14 protein-coding genes are annotated in these 12,449 nt (G+C 69.9%); 4 read left to right on the forward strand and 10 right to left on the reverse strand.

The window, feature by feature from the left end; genetic code table 11:
• Positions 1-1,029 carry a heat-inducible transcriptional repressor HrcA gene (hrcA, locus tag WBL06_RS07470; RefSeq protein ID WP_424455355.1) on the reverse strand — a complete coding sequence of 343 codons (1,029 nt, stop codon included), beginning with the start codon at positions 1,027-1,029 and terminating at the stop codon, positions 1-3.
• A 218-nt stretch (positions 1,030-1,247) separates the two neighbouring features.
• Here hrcA and WBL06_RS07475 point away from each other — a divergent pair, with 218 nt between their 5' ends.
• The gene (locus WBL06_RS07475; RefSeq protein ID WP_424455356.1) at positions 1,248-1,637 is read left to right on the forward strand and encodes a DUF4870 domain-containing protein; all 390 of its coding nucleotides are present in this window, start codon (positions 1,248-1,250) and stop codon (positions 1,635-1,637) included.
• A 56-nt stretch (positions 1,638-1,693) separates the two neighbouring features.
• On the forward strand, positions 1,694-2,071 hold the full coding sequence (locus WBL06_RS07480) for a DUF4870 domain-containing protein (RefSeq protein WP_424455357.1): 378 nt from the start codon (positions 1,694-1,696) through the stop codon (positions 2,069-2,071).
• 17 nt (positions 2,072-2,088) lie between these two features.
• On the opposite strand, the gene hemW is transcribed toward WBL06_RS07480, so the two are convergent.
• Genes hemW through lepA form a run of 4 tightly spaced genes read right to left on the reverse strand, consistent with a single transcriptional unit; the run spans position 2,089 to position 6,595 of the window.
• Positions 2,089-3,309, reverse strand: coding sequence for a radical SAM family heme chaperone HemW (gene hemW, locus WBL06_RS07485; RefSeq protein WP_424455358.1), 1,221 nt, complete (start codon positions 3,307-3,309; stop codon positions 2,089-2,091).
• A 2-nt stretch (positions 3,310-3,311) separates the two neighbouring features.
• Positions 3,312-3,983, reverse strand: a complete 672-nt coding sequence (locus WBL06_RS07490; RefSeq protein ID WP_424455359.1) for a DUF1990 family protein — start codon at positions 3,981-3,983, stop codon at positions 3,312-3,314.
• Between the two features lie 31 nt (positions 3,984-4,014).
• The gene (locus WBL06_RS07495; protein ID WP_424455360.1) at positions 4,015-4,734 is read right to left on the reverse strand and encodes a GNAT family N-acetyltransferase; all 720 of its coding nucleotides are present in this window, start codon (positions 4,732-4,734) and stop codon (positions 4,015-4,017) included.
• Positions 4,735-4,747: 13 nt separating this feature from the next.
• Positions 4,748-6,595, reverse strand: a complete 1,848-nt coding sequence (lepA, locus tag WBL06_RS07500) for a translation elongation factor 4 (protein ID WP_424455361.1) — start codon at positions 6,593-6,595, stop codon at positions 4,748-4,750.
• 51 nt (positions 6,596-6,646) lie between these two features.
• On the opposite strand from lepA, the gene WBL06_RS07505 reads away from it, so the two are divergent.
• Complete coding sequence (locus WBL06_RS07505; RefSeq protein WP_424455362.1) at positions 6,647-7,135, forward strand: NUDIX hydrolase; 489 nt, start codon at positions 6,647-6,649, stop codon at positions 7,133-7,135.
• A gap of 1 nt (position 7,136) precedes the next feature.
• Here the strand turns inward: WBL06_RS07505 and WBL06_RS07510 are convergent, their stop codons facing one another.
• Positions 7,137-7,466 carry a hypothetical protein gene (locus WBL06_RS07510; protein ID WP_424455363.1) on the reverse strand — a complete coding sequence of 110 codons (330 nt, stop codon included), beginning with the start codon at positions 7,464-7,466 and terminating at the stop codon, positions 7,137-7,139.
• A 225-nt stretch (positions 7,467-7,691) separates the two neighbouring features.
• Here WBL06_RS07510 and rpsT point away from each other — a divergent pair, with 225 nt between their 5' ends.
• The gene (gene rpsT / locus WBL06_RS07515; RefSeq protein WP_424455364.1) at positions 7,692-8,009 is read left to right on the forward strand and encodes a 30S ribosomal protein S20; all 318 of its coding nucleotides are present in this window, start codon (positions 7,692-7,694) and stop codon (positions 8,007-8,009) included.
• 56 nt (positions 8,010-8,065) lie between these two features.
• Here rpsT and WBL06_RS07520 read toward each other — a convergent pair whose 3' ends face one another.
• The 4 genes from WBL06_RS07520 to WBL06_RS07535 are packed head-to-tail and all read right to left on the reverse strand — an operon-like array spanning position 8,066 to position 12,363.
• Complete coding sequence (locus WBL06_RS07520; protein ID WP_424455365.1) at positions 8,066-8,491, reverse strand: GNAT family acetyltransferase; 426 nt, start codon at positions 8,489-8,491, stop codon at positions 8,066-8,068.
• Entirely contained in the window at positions 8,491-9,519 is a 1,029-nt protein-coding gene (gene holA / locus WBL06_RS07525) for a DNA polymerase III subunit delta (RefSeq protein ID WP_424455366.1), read from the reverse strand. Before holA ends, WBL06_RS07520 begins: the two co-directional genes overlap by 1 nt.
• A gap of 10 nt (positions 9,520-9,529) precedes the next feature.
• Positions 9,530-11,773, reverse strand: a complete 2,244-nt coding sequence (locus WBL06_RS07530) for a ComEC/Rec2 family competence protein (RefSeq protein ID WP_424455367.1) — start codon at positions 11,771-11,773, stop codon at positions 9,530-9,532.
• Positions 11,773-12,363 (reverse strand): ComEA family DNA-binding protein, encoded by a 591-nt coding sequence (locus tag WBL06_RS07535; RefSeq protein ID WP_424455368.1) that lies wholly within the window; start codon positions 12,361-12,363, stop codon positions 11,773-11,775. Before WBL06_RS07535 ends, WBL06_RS07530 begins: the two co-directional genes overlap by 1 nt.
• Between the last annotated feature and the right edge of the window lie 86 nt (positions 12,364-12,449).

Consider the following 12,449-nt stretch of genomic DNA (forward strand, 5'->3'; position numbering starts at 1 on the left):
CTACCGGTCGTCCTCACCGAGCAGCCGGGTGAGGTAACGAGCCACCGCACGCACCGCTGCCATGTTGTTCGAATAGTCCATGCGGGTCGGGCCGAGCACCCCGAGGTGCGCGCGCCCGCCGCCGGTCGTCGTGTACCCCGTGGCCACAACGCTCGCCTCACCGAGCCCCGGGGCTTCGTGTTCATGTCCGATGCTGGCGCGAACCGCGTCGACCTCGATCTCCATCTCGCTGAACAGCTTGAGCATCGTCACCTGCTCTTCGAGGGCTTCGAGCACCGGGTAGATGCTGCCGCGGAAGTCGCGTTCGGTGCGGGCGAGGTTGGCGGCGCCCGCCATCACGAGACGGTCTTGCCGGTTCGCGGCCACCTGCTCGCCGAGGCTCGCGAGCACCGCGACGGTGAGATCGGCGTGCTCGCGGGGCAGAACGGCCGGCAGGTTGGGGAGTTTCGCCGCGGCGTCGGCGAGGGCGAGTCCGCCGAGTTCGGCGTTGACGCGACCGCGCACCTCGGCGAGCGCCTCGTCGTCGATGGGCGTCGCGACGTCGAGCAGACGCTGATCGACGCGGCCCGTGTCGGTGATGAGCACCGTCATGAGCCGGGTGGGCCCGAGCGCGACCATCTCGATGTGCCGCACGCGCGCGCTGCCGAATGAGGGGTACTGGGCGAGGGCGACCTGGCTGGTGAACTGCGACAGCAGCCGCACGGTGCGAGCCAGAACGTCGTCGAGGTCGACGGCGTCGCCGAGGAAGGATTCGATCGCCTGACGCTGGGCGGGAGTCAGCGGCCGCAGCTCGGTGAGCTGGTCGACGAACACCCGATACCCCTTGTCGGTCGGCACCCGACCCGACGACGTGTGCGGGGCGGTGATCAGCTCTTCTTCTTCGAGCTGCGCCATGTCGTTGCGGATCGTGGCGGCCGAGACGCCGAACGAGTGGCGTTCCACGATCGCCTTCGAGCCGACGGGTTCGTGCGAGGCGACGTAGTCCTGCACGATCACGCGCAGCACCTCAAGGCTGCGTTCGGAGACCATCCGGTCAGCCCCCTTCGTGGTTAGCACTCGTATCGAACGACTGCCAATGATAGCGCGACACGCCGTTACCCGACCGTTGCATCCCGGAATCGCGAAGCGCTAGCTTGTGGACTGTGCTTCGCGCCGTCCTCGCAGGAGGAAGACGTAGGCGCTAGCCCCAGTTCTTCCCCGAAGCCGGCGAACCGCGCAGGCTCCGCTCACTGAAAGGCAATCCTCACATGACCACTCCCGCCCCGCAGCCCGCCGCTCCCCAGCCGGCCCCGCCCCTGACGGAGGCCGAGGACAAGCAGTGGGCCTCGTTCGCCCACTTCGGTGGCGTGCTCGGCATCCTGCCCTCGCTCATCATCTGGCTCATCTTCAAGGACCGCGGCGCGAAGACCAACGTCGAGGGCAAGGAGGCGCTGAACTTCCAGATCACGGTCACGATCGTTCAGGTCGCGCTGTACATCCTCGGCACGATCCTCGCGTTCGTGCTGATCGGCTTCCTGTTCTACTTCCTCGCCTTCGTCGTCTGGGTCGCCACGGTGATCTTCTCGATCCTCGGTGGTGTGAAGGTCAACGGCGGCGGCAGCTACCGCTACCCGGTGTCGATCCGACTCATCAAGTAGTCGCTCTATTCAAGGAGCCGGGCGCGGGTCGCCCGGCTCCTTGCTTTAATGGCGCTATGAGCGCATCCACGCCTCCCCCCGTCAACCCCTACGCGACTCCGCCGCAGCCGATGAGTCCGGCTGACGAGAAGACGTGGTCGATCCTCGTGCACCTCGGCGGGATCTTCTTCGCCTGGCTGGCCCCGCTCATCGGATACGTCGCGCTGAAAGATCGCGGCCCGTTCGTACGTGCGCACGTCGTCACCGCACTCAACTTCCAGTTGACGCTGCTGATCGCCTACATCGTCGGCGTCGTGTCGAGCTTCTTCATCGTCGGGTTCTTCGTGATCCTCGCCGCGGCCGTACTGGCCGTCGTGTTCAGCATCATGGCGGCGGTCGCGGCGAGTAACGGGCAGTACTACCGGTACCCGCTCACGATCGAGTTCGTGCGCTGAGCTAGCCGTGCGCTGAGCTAGCTCAGAAGCCGTCGCACGACGGCATCCGCGAGCAACCGCCCGCGGCGGGTGAGCACCACGCGACCCTGCACGGCGGTCGCACCGTCGACGAGCCCGTCGGCGATCAGCCCAGCCACCCCCGTGCGACCGGGTGCGTCGAGCATCCCGACCGGGAGCCCGTCAACGATTCGTGACCGCAACAGCACAGCTTCGACGCGCCGGGTTTCGGCGTCGAGCGTCTCGCGACCGTGTGCGGGTGAGCCACCCGCGAGCCGCTCGGCGTACGCCGCGGGGTGCTTCACGTTCCACCAGCGCACGCCGCCGACGTGGCTGTGCGCGCCCGGACCGATGCCCCACCAGTCCTGTCCCGTCCAGTAGGCGAGGTTGTGCCGGCTGCGGTGCGCGTCGCCGGTCGCCCAGTTGCTGACCTCGTACCACCGGTATCCGGCCGTGCTCAGGGTGTCGTCGGCGAGCTCGTACATGTCGGCCTGCAGGTCGTCGTCGGGCGTCGCAACCTCGCCGCGGGCGATCTGCCGGGCGAGCTTGGTGCCGTCTTCGACGATGAGCGCGTACGCCGACAGGTGGTCGGGATGCTGCGCGAGCGCCAGGTCGAGGGACGCCGCCCAGTCTCCCAGCGACTCCCCCGGTGTGCCGTAGATGAGATCGAGGCTCACTTGCAGCCCGGCGTCCCGCGCCCACTGCACCACGAGCGGAATGCGCGCCGGATCATGGGTGCGCTCGAGGGTGGCCAGCACGTGCGGCACGGCCGACTGCATCCCGAAGCTGACCCGGGTGAAGCCGGCTTCGGCGAGCGCGGCGAGGGAGGCGGCGTCGACGGAGTCGGGGTTCGCCTCGGTAGTGACCTCAGCCCCGGGCGCCAGCCCCCAGGTGTCGCGCACGGCGCCGAGCATCGCGGCGAGGTCGGCGACCGGCAGCAGCGTCGGGGTGCCACCCCCGAAGAACACGGTGGCCGCGGGGCGGTTAGGGATGTCGGCATCCTCAAGCACCCGTGCGGCGAGCGCGACCTCGGCGATCGCCTGCCCCGCGTAGTCGGACTGCTTCACCCCGCGGATCTCGGATGCCGTGTAGGTGTTGAAATCGCAGTACCCGCAGCGCACCCGGCAGAACGGCACGTGCACGTACACCCCGAAGTCGCGCTCCCCCGCACCGTCGGCGACGCTCGCGGGCAGCAGCCCGTCGGCGGGTGCCGGGTCGGCGATCGGGAGGGCGGAGGGCATGGTCAGGGAAGTGGGCGAGTGAGCGCGTGCTCGTAGCGTGAGAGGAAGATCGCCTGCACGAGCCGCACGAGCGGCAGCAGCGCCCACCAGGCGCGAGTGGCCGGGCGCGAGATCGAGCGGATCGTCAGCCACACCGAATCGTCGTCGCGCCGCTCGACGACGAACAACTCCTCGCCGCTCAACGGATGGCCGGGCAGGGTGCCGTAGGAGAATCCGCGGCGGGTCGGCTCGTCGATGACCGCGACGACGCGCACCGGCTCGCGGAAACTGAGGGCGCGCCAGCCGAGCAACAGGATGGCGCTGTCGCCCGCGCGCACGAGCTGGGCGCCGGTATCGGCGTACACGGCATCCGTCGTCAGCGTCGCGGGCTGCACCGGCTCGCCCGTGGCCTCATCGAAGGTGACCGGTACGTAGGTGTTGGCGACGATCTCTTCGGGCGACTCGATGCGCTTGACCCGAAACCCGGAGCGGATCTTGATGCCCCAGCTCAGCGTCTCGGTCCAGGCGTGATGCCAGCGGTCTTCGCCGTGCCCGATACGCACCTTGCGCTCGATCGCCCGGTACCCCTTCGGCGGGTAGCGCAGGAAGTCGTCATCCTGGGTCGCCCCGATCGCCGCATACGTGACCGCCTGCTGCCAGATCGGCACATCGGCGGTCACCCGGGTTTCGGACATCCTTCTATTCTCCCCCACGCCAGGGGAGGGCCTACTCGGCGTAGGGGTGCCGGGGCTCGTCGACGGGTCCGGGCGACGACCCCGGGATGACGACCGCCGCGACCTCGTACTCGAGTCGGGTGACAAATCCGAGCCGCTCGTAGATGCCGATCGCGGGGTTGTCGGTCGCGACGTGCAGGAACGGGGTCTCGCCGCGCGCGACGATGGCCGAGCCGATCGTGCTCATCGCCCGGACGGCATACCCGCGACCTCGGAACTCCGGGTCGGTGCACACGGCGCTCACCTCGGTGTAGCCCGGCGGGTGCATTCGCTCCCCCGCCATCGCGACCAGCCGTCCGTCGACCCGGTATCCGACGTAGCGCCCCAGCTCGCGGGTGCGCAGGTCGAACGGGCCGGGCTTGGTGCGACTCGCGAGATCGTGCATCTCGGCGGCGTCGGCCGGCCCGAGTTCGATCGCCTCGGGATCGGGTTCCGGGCGCCACTCGGGTGCGACCATTTGGAGGACGCTCACGCGGAACGGCACCCGCACATCATCCGGCACCGGGAAGGGCGATCCGGGCAGGAATGCGCTCCCGCCACCGCCCAACACGGTGCGGAGGTCGGCCCAGGCGGCATCCCCATCGGCCTCCGTGCCCGCGAACGGCGACACCTCCGGGTCATACCGGGCTGCCGAGCCGTGGCGCCGCGCGAGGTGAGTGTGCACTCCGATCAACGAATGCCACACCGGCCGGTCGAGAACGTGGCCCGTCATCGCGCCAGGCTAGTCACTTCTTGTCTTTCTTCTCGACGTCACCCGAGAGCGCGGCGATGAACGCTTCCTGAGGGACTTCGACGCGGCCGACCATCTTCATGCGCTTCTTGCCCTCTTTCTGCTTCTCGAGCAGTTTGCGCTTGCGGGTGATGTCGCCGCCGTAGCACTTGGCGAGCACGTCTTTGCGCATCGCCCGGATCGACTCGCGGGCGATGATGCGGGCACCGATCGCGGCCTGGATCGGCACCTCGAACTGCTGCCGCGGGATGAGTTCGCGCAGTCGCCCCGTCATGAGTACGCCGTACGCGTAGGCCTTGTCTTTGTGCACGATCGCGCTGAACGCGTCGACCTGTTCGCCCTGCAGCAGGATGTCGACCTTCACCAGGTCGGCTTCCTGGTCGCCCGCGGGCTCGTAGTCGAGCGACGCGTAGCCCTGGGTGCGGCTCTTCAACTGGTCGAAGAAGTCGAACACGATCTCACCGAGCGGCATCGTGTAGTGCAGCTCGACGCGATCGGTGCCGATGTAGTCCATGCCGCCGAGGGTGCCGCGGCGGCCCTGGCAGAGTTCCATGATCGTGCCGACGTAGTCCTTCGGGGCAAGAATGGATGCCTTCACGATCGGCTCGCGCACGTTCGCGATCTTGCCGTCGGGGTACTCCGACGGGTTGGTCACGGTGACGGTCTTCTTGTCGTCGGTGGTCACCTCGTAGATCACCGACGGAGCGGTCGTGATGAGGTCGAGGCCGAACTCGCGCTCGAGCCGTTCGGTGACGATCTCGAGGTGCAGCAGTCCGAGGAAGCCGCAGCGGAAACCGAACCCCAGCGCGACGGAGGTCTCGGGTTCGTAGTTGAGGGCGGCATCCGACAGCTTCAGCTTGTCGAGGGCTTCGCGCAGGTCGGGGTAGTCGCTGCCGTCGATCGGGTAGATGCCCGAGAAGACCATCGGCAGCGGCTCGGTGTAGCCGGGCAGCGCCTGCGTCGCCGGCTTCGACGCGGTCGTGACGGTGTCGCCGACCTTCGACTGCCGCACGTCTTTCACGCCCGTGATGATGTAGCCGACCTCGCCGACCCCGAGACCCTTGCTGGGCGTGGGCTCAGGGCTTGAGACGCCGATCTCCAGGATCTCGTGGATCGCCCGGGTCGACATCATCTGGATGCGCTCGCGCGGCTTCAGCGACCCGTCGACCATGCGCACATAGGTGACGACGCCGCGGTAGGAGTCGTAGACGGAGTCGAAAATCGCCGCGCGGGCCGGAGCGTCGGCGTTGCCGACCGGGGCGGGCACGCGTTCGACGACGCGGTCGAGCAAGGCCTCGACGCCGACGCCGGTCTTGCCGCTGACCCGCATGACCTCGTTCGGGTCGCCGCCGATGAGCCCGGCGATCTCGTCGGCGTACTTCTCGGGGTCAGCCGCGGGCAGGTCGATCTTGTTGAGCACCGGGATGATCTCGAGGTCGTTGTCGAGCGCCAGGTACAGGTTCGCGAGCGTCTGCGCCTCGATCCCCTGCGCGGCGTCGACCAGCAGGATCGCGCCCTCGCAGGCGGCGAGCGAGCGCGACACCTCGTAGGTGAAGTCGACGTGCCCGGGGGTGTCGATCATGTTGAGGGCGTAAGTCGTCCCGTCGACGGCCCACGGCATCCGCACCGCCTGGCTCTTGATGGTGATGCCGCGCTCGCGCTCGATGTCCATGCGGTCGAGGTATTGCGCCCGCATGTCGCGGTCGCTGACGATGCCGGTGATGCCGAGCATGCGGTCGGCGAGCGTCGACTTGCCGTGGTCGATGTGCGCGATGATGCAGAAATTCCGGATGCGCGACGGGTCGGTCGCGGCCGGAGGCAGGGGCGTGCTGGCGCGGGGCATGACGTGTCATTCTCTCAGACCCACGCGTGTCGACCGTGCGACGATCGACGGATGCCGATCCCCGACTTCGTCAGAGACCTCCGCGAGAAGATCGGCACGGCGCCGCTCTGGTTGGCGGGGGCGACGGCCGTCGTCGTGGACGGCGACCGCATCCTGTTGATCCGGCGTTCCGACACCGGAGCGTGGACGCCGATCACGGGCATCATCGACCCCGGCGAGGAACCCGCGGTGACGCTCGTACGCGAGGCGCTCGAAGAGGCGAACGTGCATATCGAGGTGCAGCGGCTCACCTCGACCTGGGCGACCCGGCGGATTCGCTACGACAACGGCGATGAGGCCCAGTACCTCGACCTGACTTTCCGTTGCCGGTATATCGGGGGCGACCCGCAACCCGTGGACGGTGAGGCGAGCGAGGTCGCCTGGTTCCCGCTCGAGCGGATGCCGCCGATGGGCGAGGAGATGGCGGCGCGCGTTCGATACGCACTCGCCGAAGAGGGGCCCGCGTTTTTCAGTCGCGAGCCCCTCTCTTGGAACGGTTAGGTCAAAGGCCCCAATACCAGCCGGTGGCCCAGGCGCCGAGGGCGAACGGGGCGAACAGCACGAAGCCGATGACGGCAAGGATGATCCAGCCGAACAGCGACAGCAGGCCGACGACGATCGCCCAGTTGGCGGTCGTCACCGCGGCCGGCTCCTTGCCGCGGCCGATGAAGCCGAGGATGACGCCGGCGATCGCGAGTGGACCCATGCCGGTCGGGATGGAGAGGATCGACAGCACGAGGCCGACGACACTGTAGGTGTTACTGCCGGCGACGGCGGTGGCGGGGGTGGCGGACGTCGATTCGATCGACGGGGTGAGGGTTTCGGTGGTCATGAGACGAAACTACGAGCGCCGCGAGGCCCGCGCAGTGGGGCGAACCCCCGGATCCGCCCACAGGCGCGCCGCCCGCGTTGCCCCGGCCCGCCTGATCCGGTAACGTAGCCCCTTGGTTTCCGCGTGGCCCTCCCGCGCGGTTGATCCGGAAACGCCCCGGCGTTAGCTAACGCAGTCGCTCCGGGTAGACACCGTTTCCCACTTCAACGAAAGCAGTCATCACGCATGGCCAACATCAAGTCGCAGATCAAGCGCATCGGTACCAACAAGAAGGCGCAAGAGCGCAACAAGGCAGTTCGCAGCGAGGTCAAGACCGCGGTGCGCGTCACCCGCGAGGCCGTCGCCGCCGGCGATGCCGCCAAGGCGCAGGCCGCCCTGGTCGTCGCCACCAAGAAGCTCGACAAGGCGACGAGCAAGGGCGTCATCCACGCCAACAACGCCGCCAACCGCAAGTCGGCGATCGCCAAGGCCGTCGCCGCCCTCGGCGCCGCGAAGCCGGCCAAGGCTGAGAAGCCGGCCAAGGCAGCAGCTGCCGCCAAGTAACACCTTCGCGAAGGCCCTCACCCTGCCGGGTGGGGGCCTTCGTCGTACCCGGCGGTTCAGCCGTCGGGGATCAGCCGCTTGCCGAGGGAGACGACGGCATCCTCGGTGTAGCCGAGCCGGGCGTAGAACGCGAGCACGTCGTCGTTGCCCGACCGCACCTGCAGGTTGACCTTCGGACACCCCAACGCCAGCAGACGCTGCTCGAAAGCGTGCATGAGCGCGGCGCCGATGCCCGACTGACGTCGGCCGGGCGTCACCGCGAGGTAGTTCACCCACCCACGATGCCCGTCGAACCCGGCCATCCCCGCTCCGACGATCACGTCACCCTCGACGGCGAGGAGAAACAGGTCGGGCTGCACCGTCAGCTTTCGGGCGATATCGCGTCGCGGGTCGTTCCACGGGCGCACGAGGCCGCACTCTTCCCAGAGCGCGACGACGGCGTCTTCGTCGGCCGCCTCGAACGACCGGATGTCGACGACCATCAGCGGCGGGAGCGGTCGCTGAGCTGGGCGATCATGACCTCGAGCGCGTAGACGGGGTCGCGGCCGCCGCCCTTCACCTGGGCGTCGGTCTCGGCGAGGGTCTGGATGGCGCGGCCGAGGCCGGCATCCGTCCAGCCCTGCAGGTCGCGCTTCGCGCGATCGACCTGCCACGGGGCGAGCCCGAAGCGCTGGGCGAGGTCGTTCGACGAGCCGCGTTGGCCGGCGAGTTTCGCCATGGTGCGGATCTTGCTCGCGAACGCGGCGACCATCGGCACCGGGTCGGCACCGGATGCCAGCGCATGTCGCAGCAGACCGAGCGCCTCGCCGTGGTGGCCGGCGATCGCGGCATCCGCGACGGCGAACGCCGTTGTTTCGACCCGGCCGCCGTAGTATCTGGCGACCGTCTCTTCCGTGACGTCGTCGCCGGTGTCGGCCAACAACTGTTGGCAGGCGGCGGCGAGTTCGGCGAGGTCGTCGGAGAACGCGCTCACAAGTGCCCGCAGCCCGGGGCCGGTGATCTTGCGGCGCGCGGCCGCGAACTCGGCGGCGACGAAATCCTGTTTGTCGCTGTCGCGCTTCAGCTCGGCGCAGACGATTTCGATGCCGCCGCCGGTGCCGGCTCGGATCGCGTCGAGCAGCTTCTTGCCACGCGTGCCGCTGGGGTAACGCAGCACGAGGTAGGTCTCGTCGGCGGGCGCAGCGATGTAGGCGAGGGTCTCGTCGAGGAAGGCATCCGTCATCTTGTCGACGTTCTCGACCCGGATGAGCCGGGGTTCGGCGAACAGGCTCGGGCTGGCGAGGGTCAGCAGCTCGCCGGGCGCGTAGCCGCCGGCGTCGATGTCGGACACCTCGAGGCTCGGGTCTTCGGCCCGCAGGATGTCGCGCAGCAGCCGGATCGCCCGGTCGGCAAGCACCGTCTCGGTGCCGCTCACCAGCACGATCGGGGCGGGGCGCACCTGGTCCCACGGCAGTTGCGGAATCGCCGCCTTAGCCGCCGGGGCGCGGCCGCGGGAAGGGGTGGTGGCCATCGCACTCAGGCTACCGCGCCGTCCAGACGTCGACCTCGCCGGGGCGGTCGCCGGGGGCGAGCAGGATGAGGCCGTCGACGTCGGTGCGCAGCGCCGTCGTGCCGGTTGCTGCCAGCAGGTCGAGCAGCGTCGGAGCCGGGTGGCCGTAGTCGTTGTCGGCGCCGACACCGATCAGGCCGACCGTCGCGCCGAGCTGCTCATAGAGCCGCTCCGACTGGTCGGCCGAGCCGTGGTGCGAGACCTTCACGACATCCACTCGGCCCGTATCGACGGCGCCCGCCATCCGGGCCTGGGCCTCCGCGCCGAGGTCGCCGAGCGTGATGGCACTCAGGCAGGGCTCTGGGATGCCGCAGGTCCAGTGCAGGGCGACGCTCGCGTCGTTGCCGGAGGTCGAGCTGCGTGGCGGCGGCCAGAGCACCTCCCAGGTGAGCGACCCAAGGGTTCCGCGGGCGCCACGGTCGACCGTCTCGACCCGGGCGCCCTGAGCTGCGAAGGCCGCGAGCAACGGCTCGTCGGCGTGCTCATCCGACGGCCCGGCGAGCACGACGTCGGCGCGACCAAACACGGCCTCCGCTCCCCCGACGTGGTCGAGGTCGTAGTGCGTCAGCACGACGAGGTCGAGCCGGCCCACCCCGAGGTCGTCGAGGCACGCCCGCAAGGGCGCGGGATCTTCACCGAGGTCGATCAACGCGACCGCATCCCCGCTGCGCACGAGCGTCGCATCGCCCTGCCCGACATCGCACATCGCGTACTGCCAGTCGGCGGGGCGGCCGACGCGGGTCACGACGGCTCCCCCGACGGCCGCCGCGACGTAGGCGACGAGTGCGACCAGGCTCACCGCCCGGGCGAGGCGGCGCGGTCGTCCGGCACCGAGCACCGCGACGAGCACCGCACCCTCGATTGCGACGAGCAACGCCACGCCGCCGATCCCACCCGGCCAGGCACCGCGCGCCCCCGGCAGCCCGGCGAACAGGGTCGCGACCGCGGCGATCCAGGATGCCGGCAGCCACCCGAGCCAGGCCACAGCGACCCCGAGCGGTGGCGCAAGCGGCCCGATCAGACACGCGATCAGCCCGATCACGGTCGCCAGCGGGGCTGCCGGGGCGGCGAGCAGGTTGGCGGGCACCCCGTAGAGCGCCAGCGACGGGTCGAGCAGCAGGATGACGGGCTGACACGCGAGCTGTGCGGCGAGGGGAATACTCAACACCGTCGCGAGCCATCCGGGGAGCACGCGGCTGAGAGCGACGGCGAGCGGCCCCGCGAGCATCAGCAACCCGGCGGTCGCGAGGGCGGAGAGCGCGAAACCGTAGGAACGCGATAGCCACGGGTCGGCGATCAGCAACAGGATGACGGAGGCGCACAACACGGGAACCCCGAGCGCCGGGCGACCCAGGGCGACGGCACCGAGCGCGAGACTCGCCATCACCGCCGCCCGCAGCACGCTGGGCTCGGGAGTGACGAGCACGACGAATCCGAGCAGCGCGACCGCCGCGATCCCTACCCGCACCGGCAGCGGTGCCCCGAGGAGCGCGGCGATCGCGAGAACGGCCCCGACCACGATCGCGCAGTTCGCCCCCGACACCGCCGTCAGGTGGCTCAGGCTCGAGGTGATCATCGCCGCGTCGAGCTGCTCAGGCACGCGGGAGGTGTCGCCGATCGCGAGTCCCGGCAGCAACCCGCCGCCCGGTTCGGGCAACCCGCGGCTGGCGTCGAGAAACGCCGAGCGGATGTCGTGCGCCCACGCCAGCAGCGGTGGCGGCCCCTGCACGACTTCGACGTCGCCGCGTGGAAACAGTAGGAATGCGACATCCTCCCCCGGTTCGGTGGGCTCGAGGTCGGCTCGCAGGGCGACGGTCGTGCCGATCGGGAATGCCGTGCCGGGGTCGGCGAACACCAGCACCGGCACCGACGTGCCGGCGATGACGCCCGCGAAGCGCCCCTCGTCGGCGCGACCGCCGACCGTCACCTCGAGCTCGAGCGACCGCCCCGACTCCGCCGTCTCGAGGAGCTCCGTGGGGGTGCGGGCCGGCGCGGCGATGGCGACCGCGCCGAGCACAAGCGTCGCGGCCCCGACCGCGACGGCGGGCAGCACGAGGAGGCGCACCCGAAACGCCGCGATCGCGAGCCCAACCGCTACCACCGCCGCGACTCCCGTCGACGCGGCCGCAGCATCCGGAACCCCGATCGCGATCCCCCCAGCGAGCCAGCACGCGACCGCGGCGGGCAGCAGCCGCAACCGCGGCGGGATCCGCATCACACCGTCACCAGGTCGCGGATGGCGTCGAGCTTCGCCTCACCGATGCCGCCGACGTCAAGGAGGTCTTCGACCGACTCGAACCGCCCGTTCTCCTCGCGCCAGGCGAGGATCTTCGCCGCCGTCGCGGGCCCCACCCCGGGCAGGGTGTCGAGGGCGGCGGCGTCGGCGGTGTTGAGGTTGACCCGCCCGTCGCTCGCGACTCCGGGTGCCGTAGGCGCCGCCTCCCCGACGGCTGGCACCACGATCTGCTCCCCGTCACTCACGAACCGGGCGAGGTTGAGCCCCGCCGCATCCGCCTGCTCAGTGAACCCGCCCGCCGCAGCCACGGCATCCACCGCCCGCGCCCCGTCGGGCAACTCGTACAACCCCGGCCGCACCACCTGCCCGAGGATGTGCACGTAGATCACGGCCGCGGCGGGCGCCGAAGTCACGTCGACGTCGGGCGCGATGACGGTCGACGTGCCGCGGGGCGTCACCGCCGTGACGAAAGCCGCGATGCCCAGCCCGACGAGTACGAGTGTGAGGGCGACCCCGGCCATCCGTCTCACGCGGGCGCGGCGCGGGTCGGGGCCGGAAGTCGCGCTCACCCCGCGACGCTAGGCCGAAGCCGCGATCCAACGTGGAGACCCCAGAGCGCGCTGGGGACAACGATCGGATAGGGGGAGCCGGAAGG

The sequence above is a fragment of the Pseudolysinimonas sp. genome, assembly GCF_049651805.1.
GTDB lineage: Bacteria > Actinomycetota > Actinomycetes > Actinomycetales > Microbacteriaceae > Pseudolysinimonas_A.

Bases quoted from the DNA above. Each gene is read 5' to 3' on its own strand.
- WBL06_RS07490 (WP_424455359.1), bottom strand. From the start codon at position 3,983: ATGTCCGAAACCCGGGTGACCGCCGATGTGCCGATCTGGCAGCAGGCG.
- WBL06_RS07480 (WP_424455357.1), top strand. From the start codon at position 1,694: ATGAGCGCATCCACGCCTCCCCCCGTCAACCCCTACGCGACTCCGCCG.
- WBL06_RS07530 (WP_424455367.1), bottom strand. From the start codon at position 11,773: ATGCGGATCCCGCCGCGGTTGCGGCTGCTGCCCGCCGCGGTCGCGTGC.
- WBL06_RS07475 (WP_424455356.1), top strand. From the start codon at position 1,248: ATGACCACTCCCGCCCCGCAGCCCGCCGCTCCCCAGCCGGCCCCGCCC.
- lepA (WP_424455361.1), bottom strand. From the start codon at position 6,595: ATGCCCCGCGCCAGCACGCCCCTGCCTCCGGCCGCGACCGACCCGTCG.
- rpsT (WP_424455364.1), top strand. From the start codon at position 7,692: ATGGCCAACATCAAGTCGCAGATCAAGCGCATCGGTACCAACAAGAAG.
- WBL06_RS07510 (WP_424455363.1), bottom strand. From the start codon at position 7,466: ATGACCACCGAAACCCTCACCCCGTCGATCGAATCGACGTCCGCCACC.
- hrcA (WP_424455355.1), bottom strand. From the start codon at position 1,029: ATGGTCTCCGAACGCAGCCTTGAGGTGCTGCGCGTGATCGTGCAGGAC.
- WBL06_RS07520 (WP_424455365.1), bottom strand. From the start codon at position 8,491: ATGGTCGTCGACATCCGGTCGTTCGAGGCGGCCGACGAAGACGCCGTC.
- holA (WP_424455366.1), bottom strand. From the start codon at position 9,519: ATGGCCACCACCCCTTCCCGCGGCCGCGCCCCGGCGGCTAAGGCGGCG.
- WBL06_RS07495 (WP_424455360.1), bottom strand. From the start codon at position 4,734: ATGACGGGCCACGTTCTCGACCGGCCGGTGTGGCATTCGTTGATCGGA.
- WBL06_RS07505 (WP_424455362.1), top strand. From the start codon at position 6,647: ATGCCGATCCCCGACTTCGTCAGAGACCTCCGCGAGAAGATCGGCACG.
- hemW (WP_424455358.1), bottom strand. From the start codon at position 3,309: ATGCCCTCCGCCCTCCCGATCGCCGACCCGGCACCCGCCGACGGGCTG.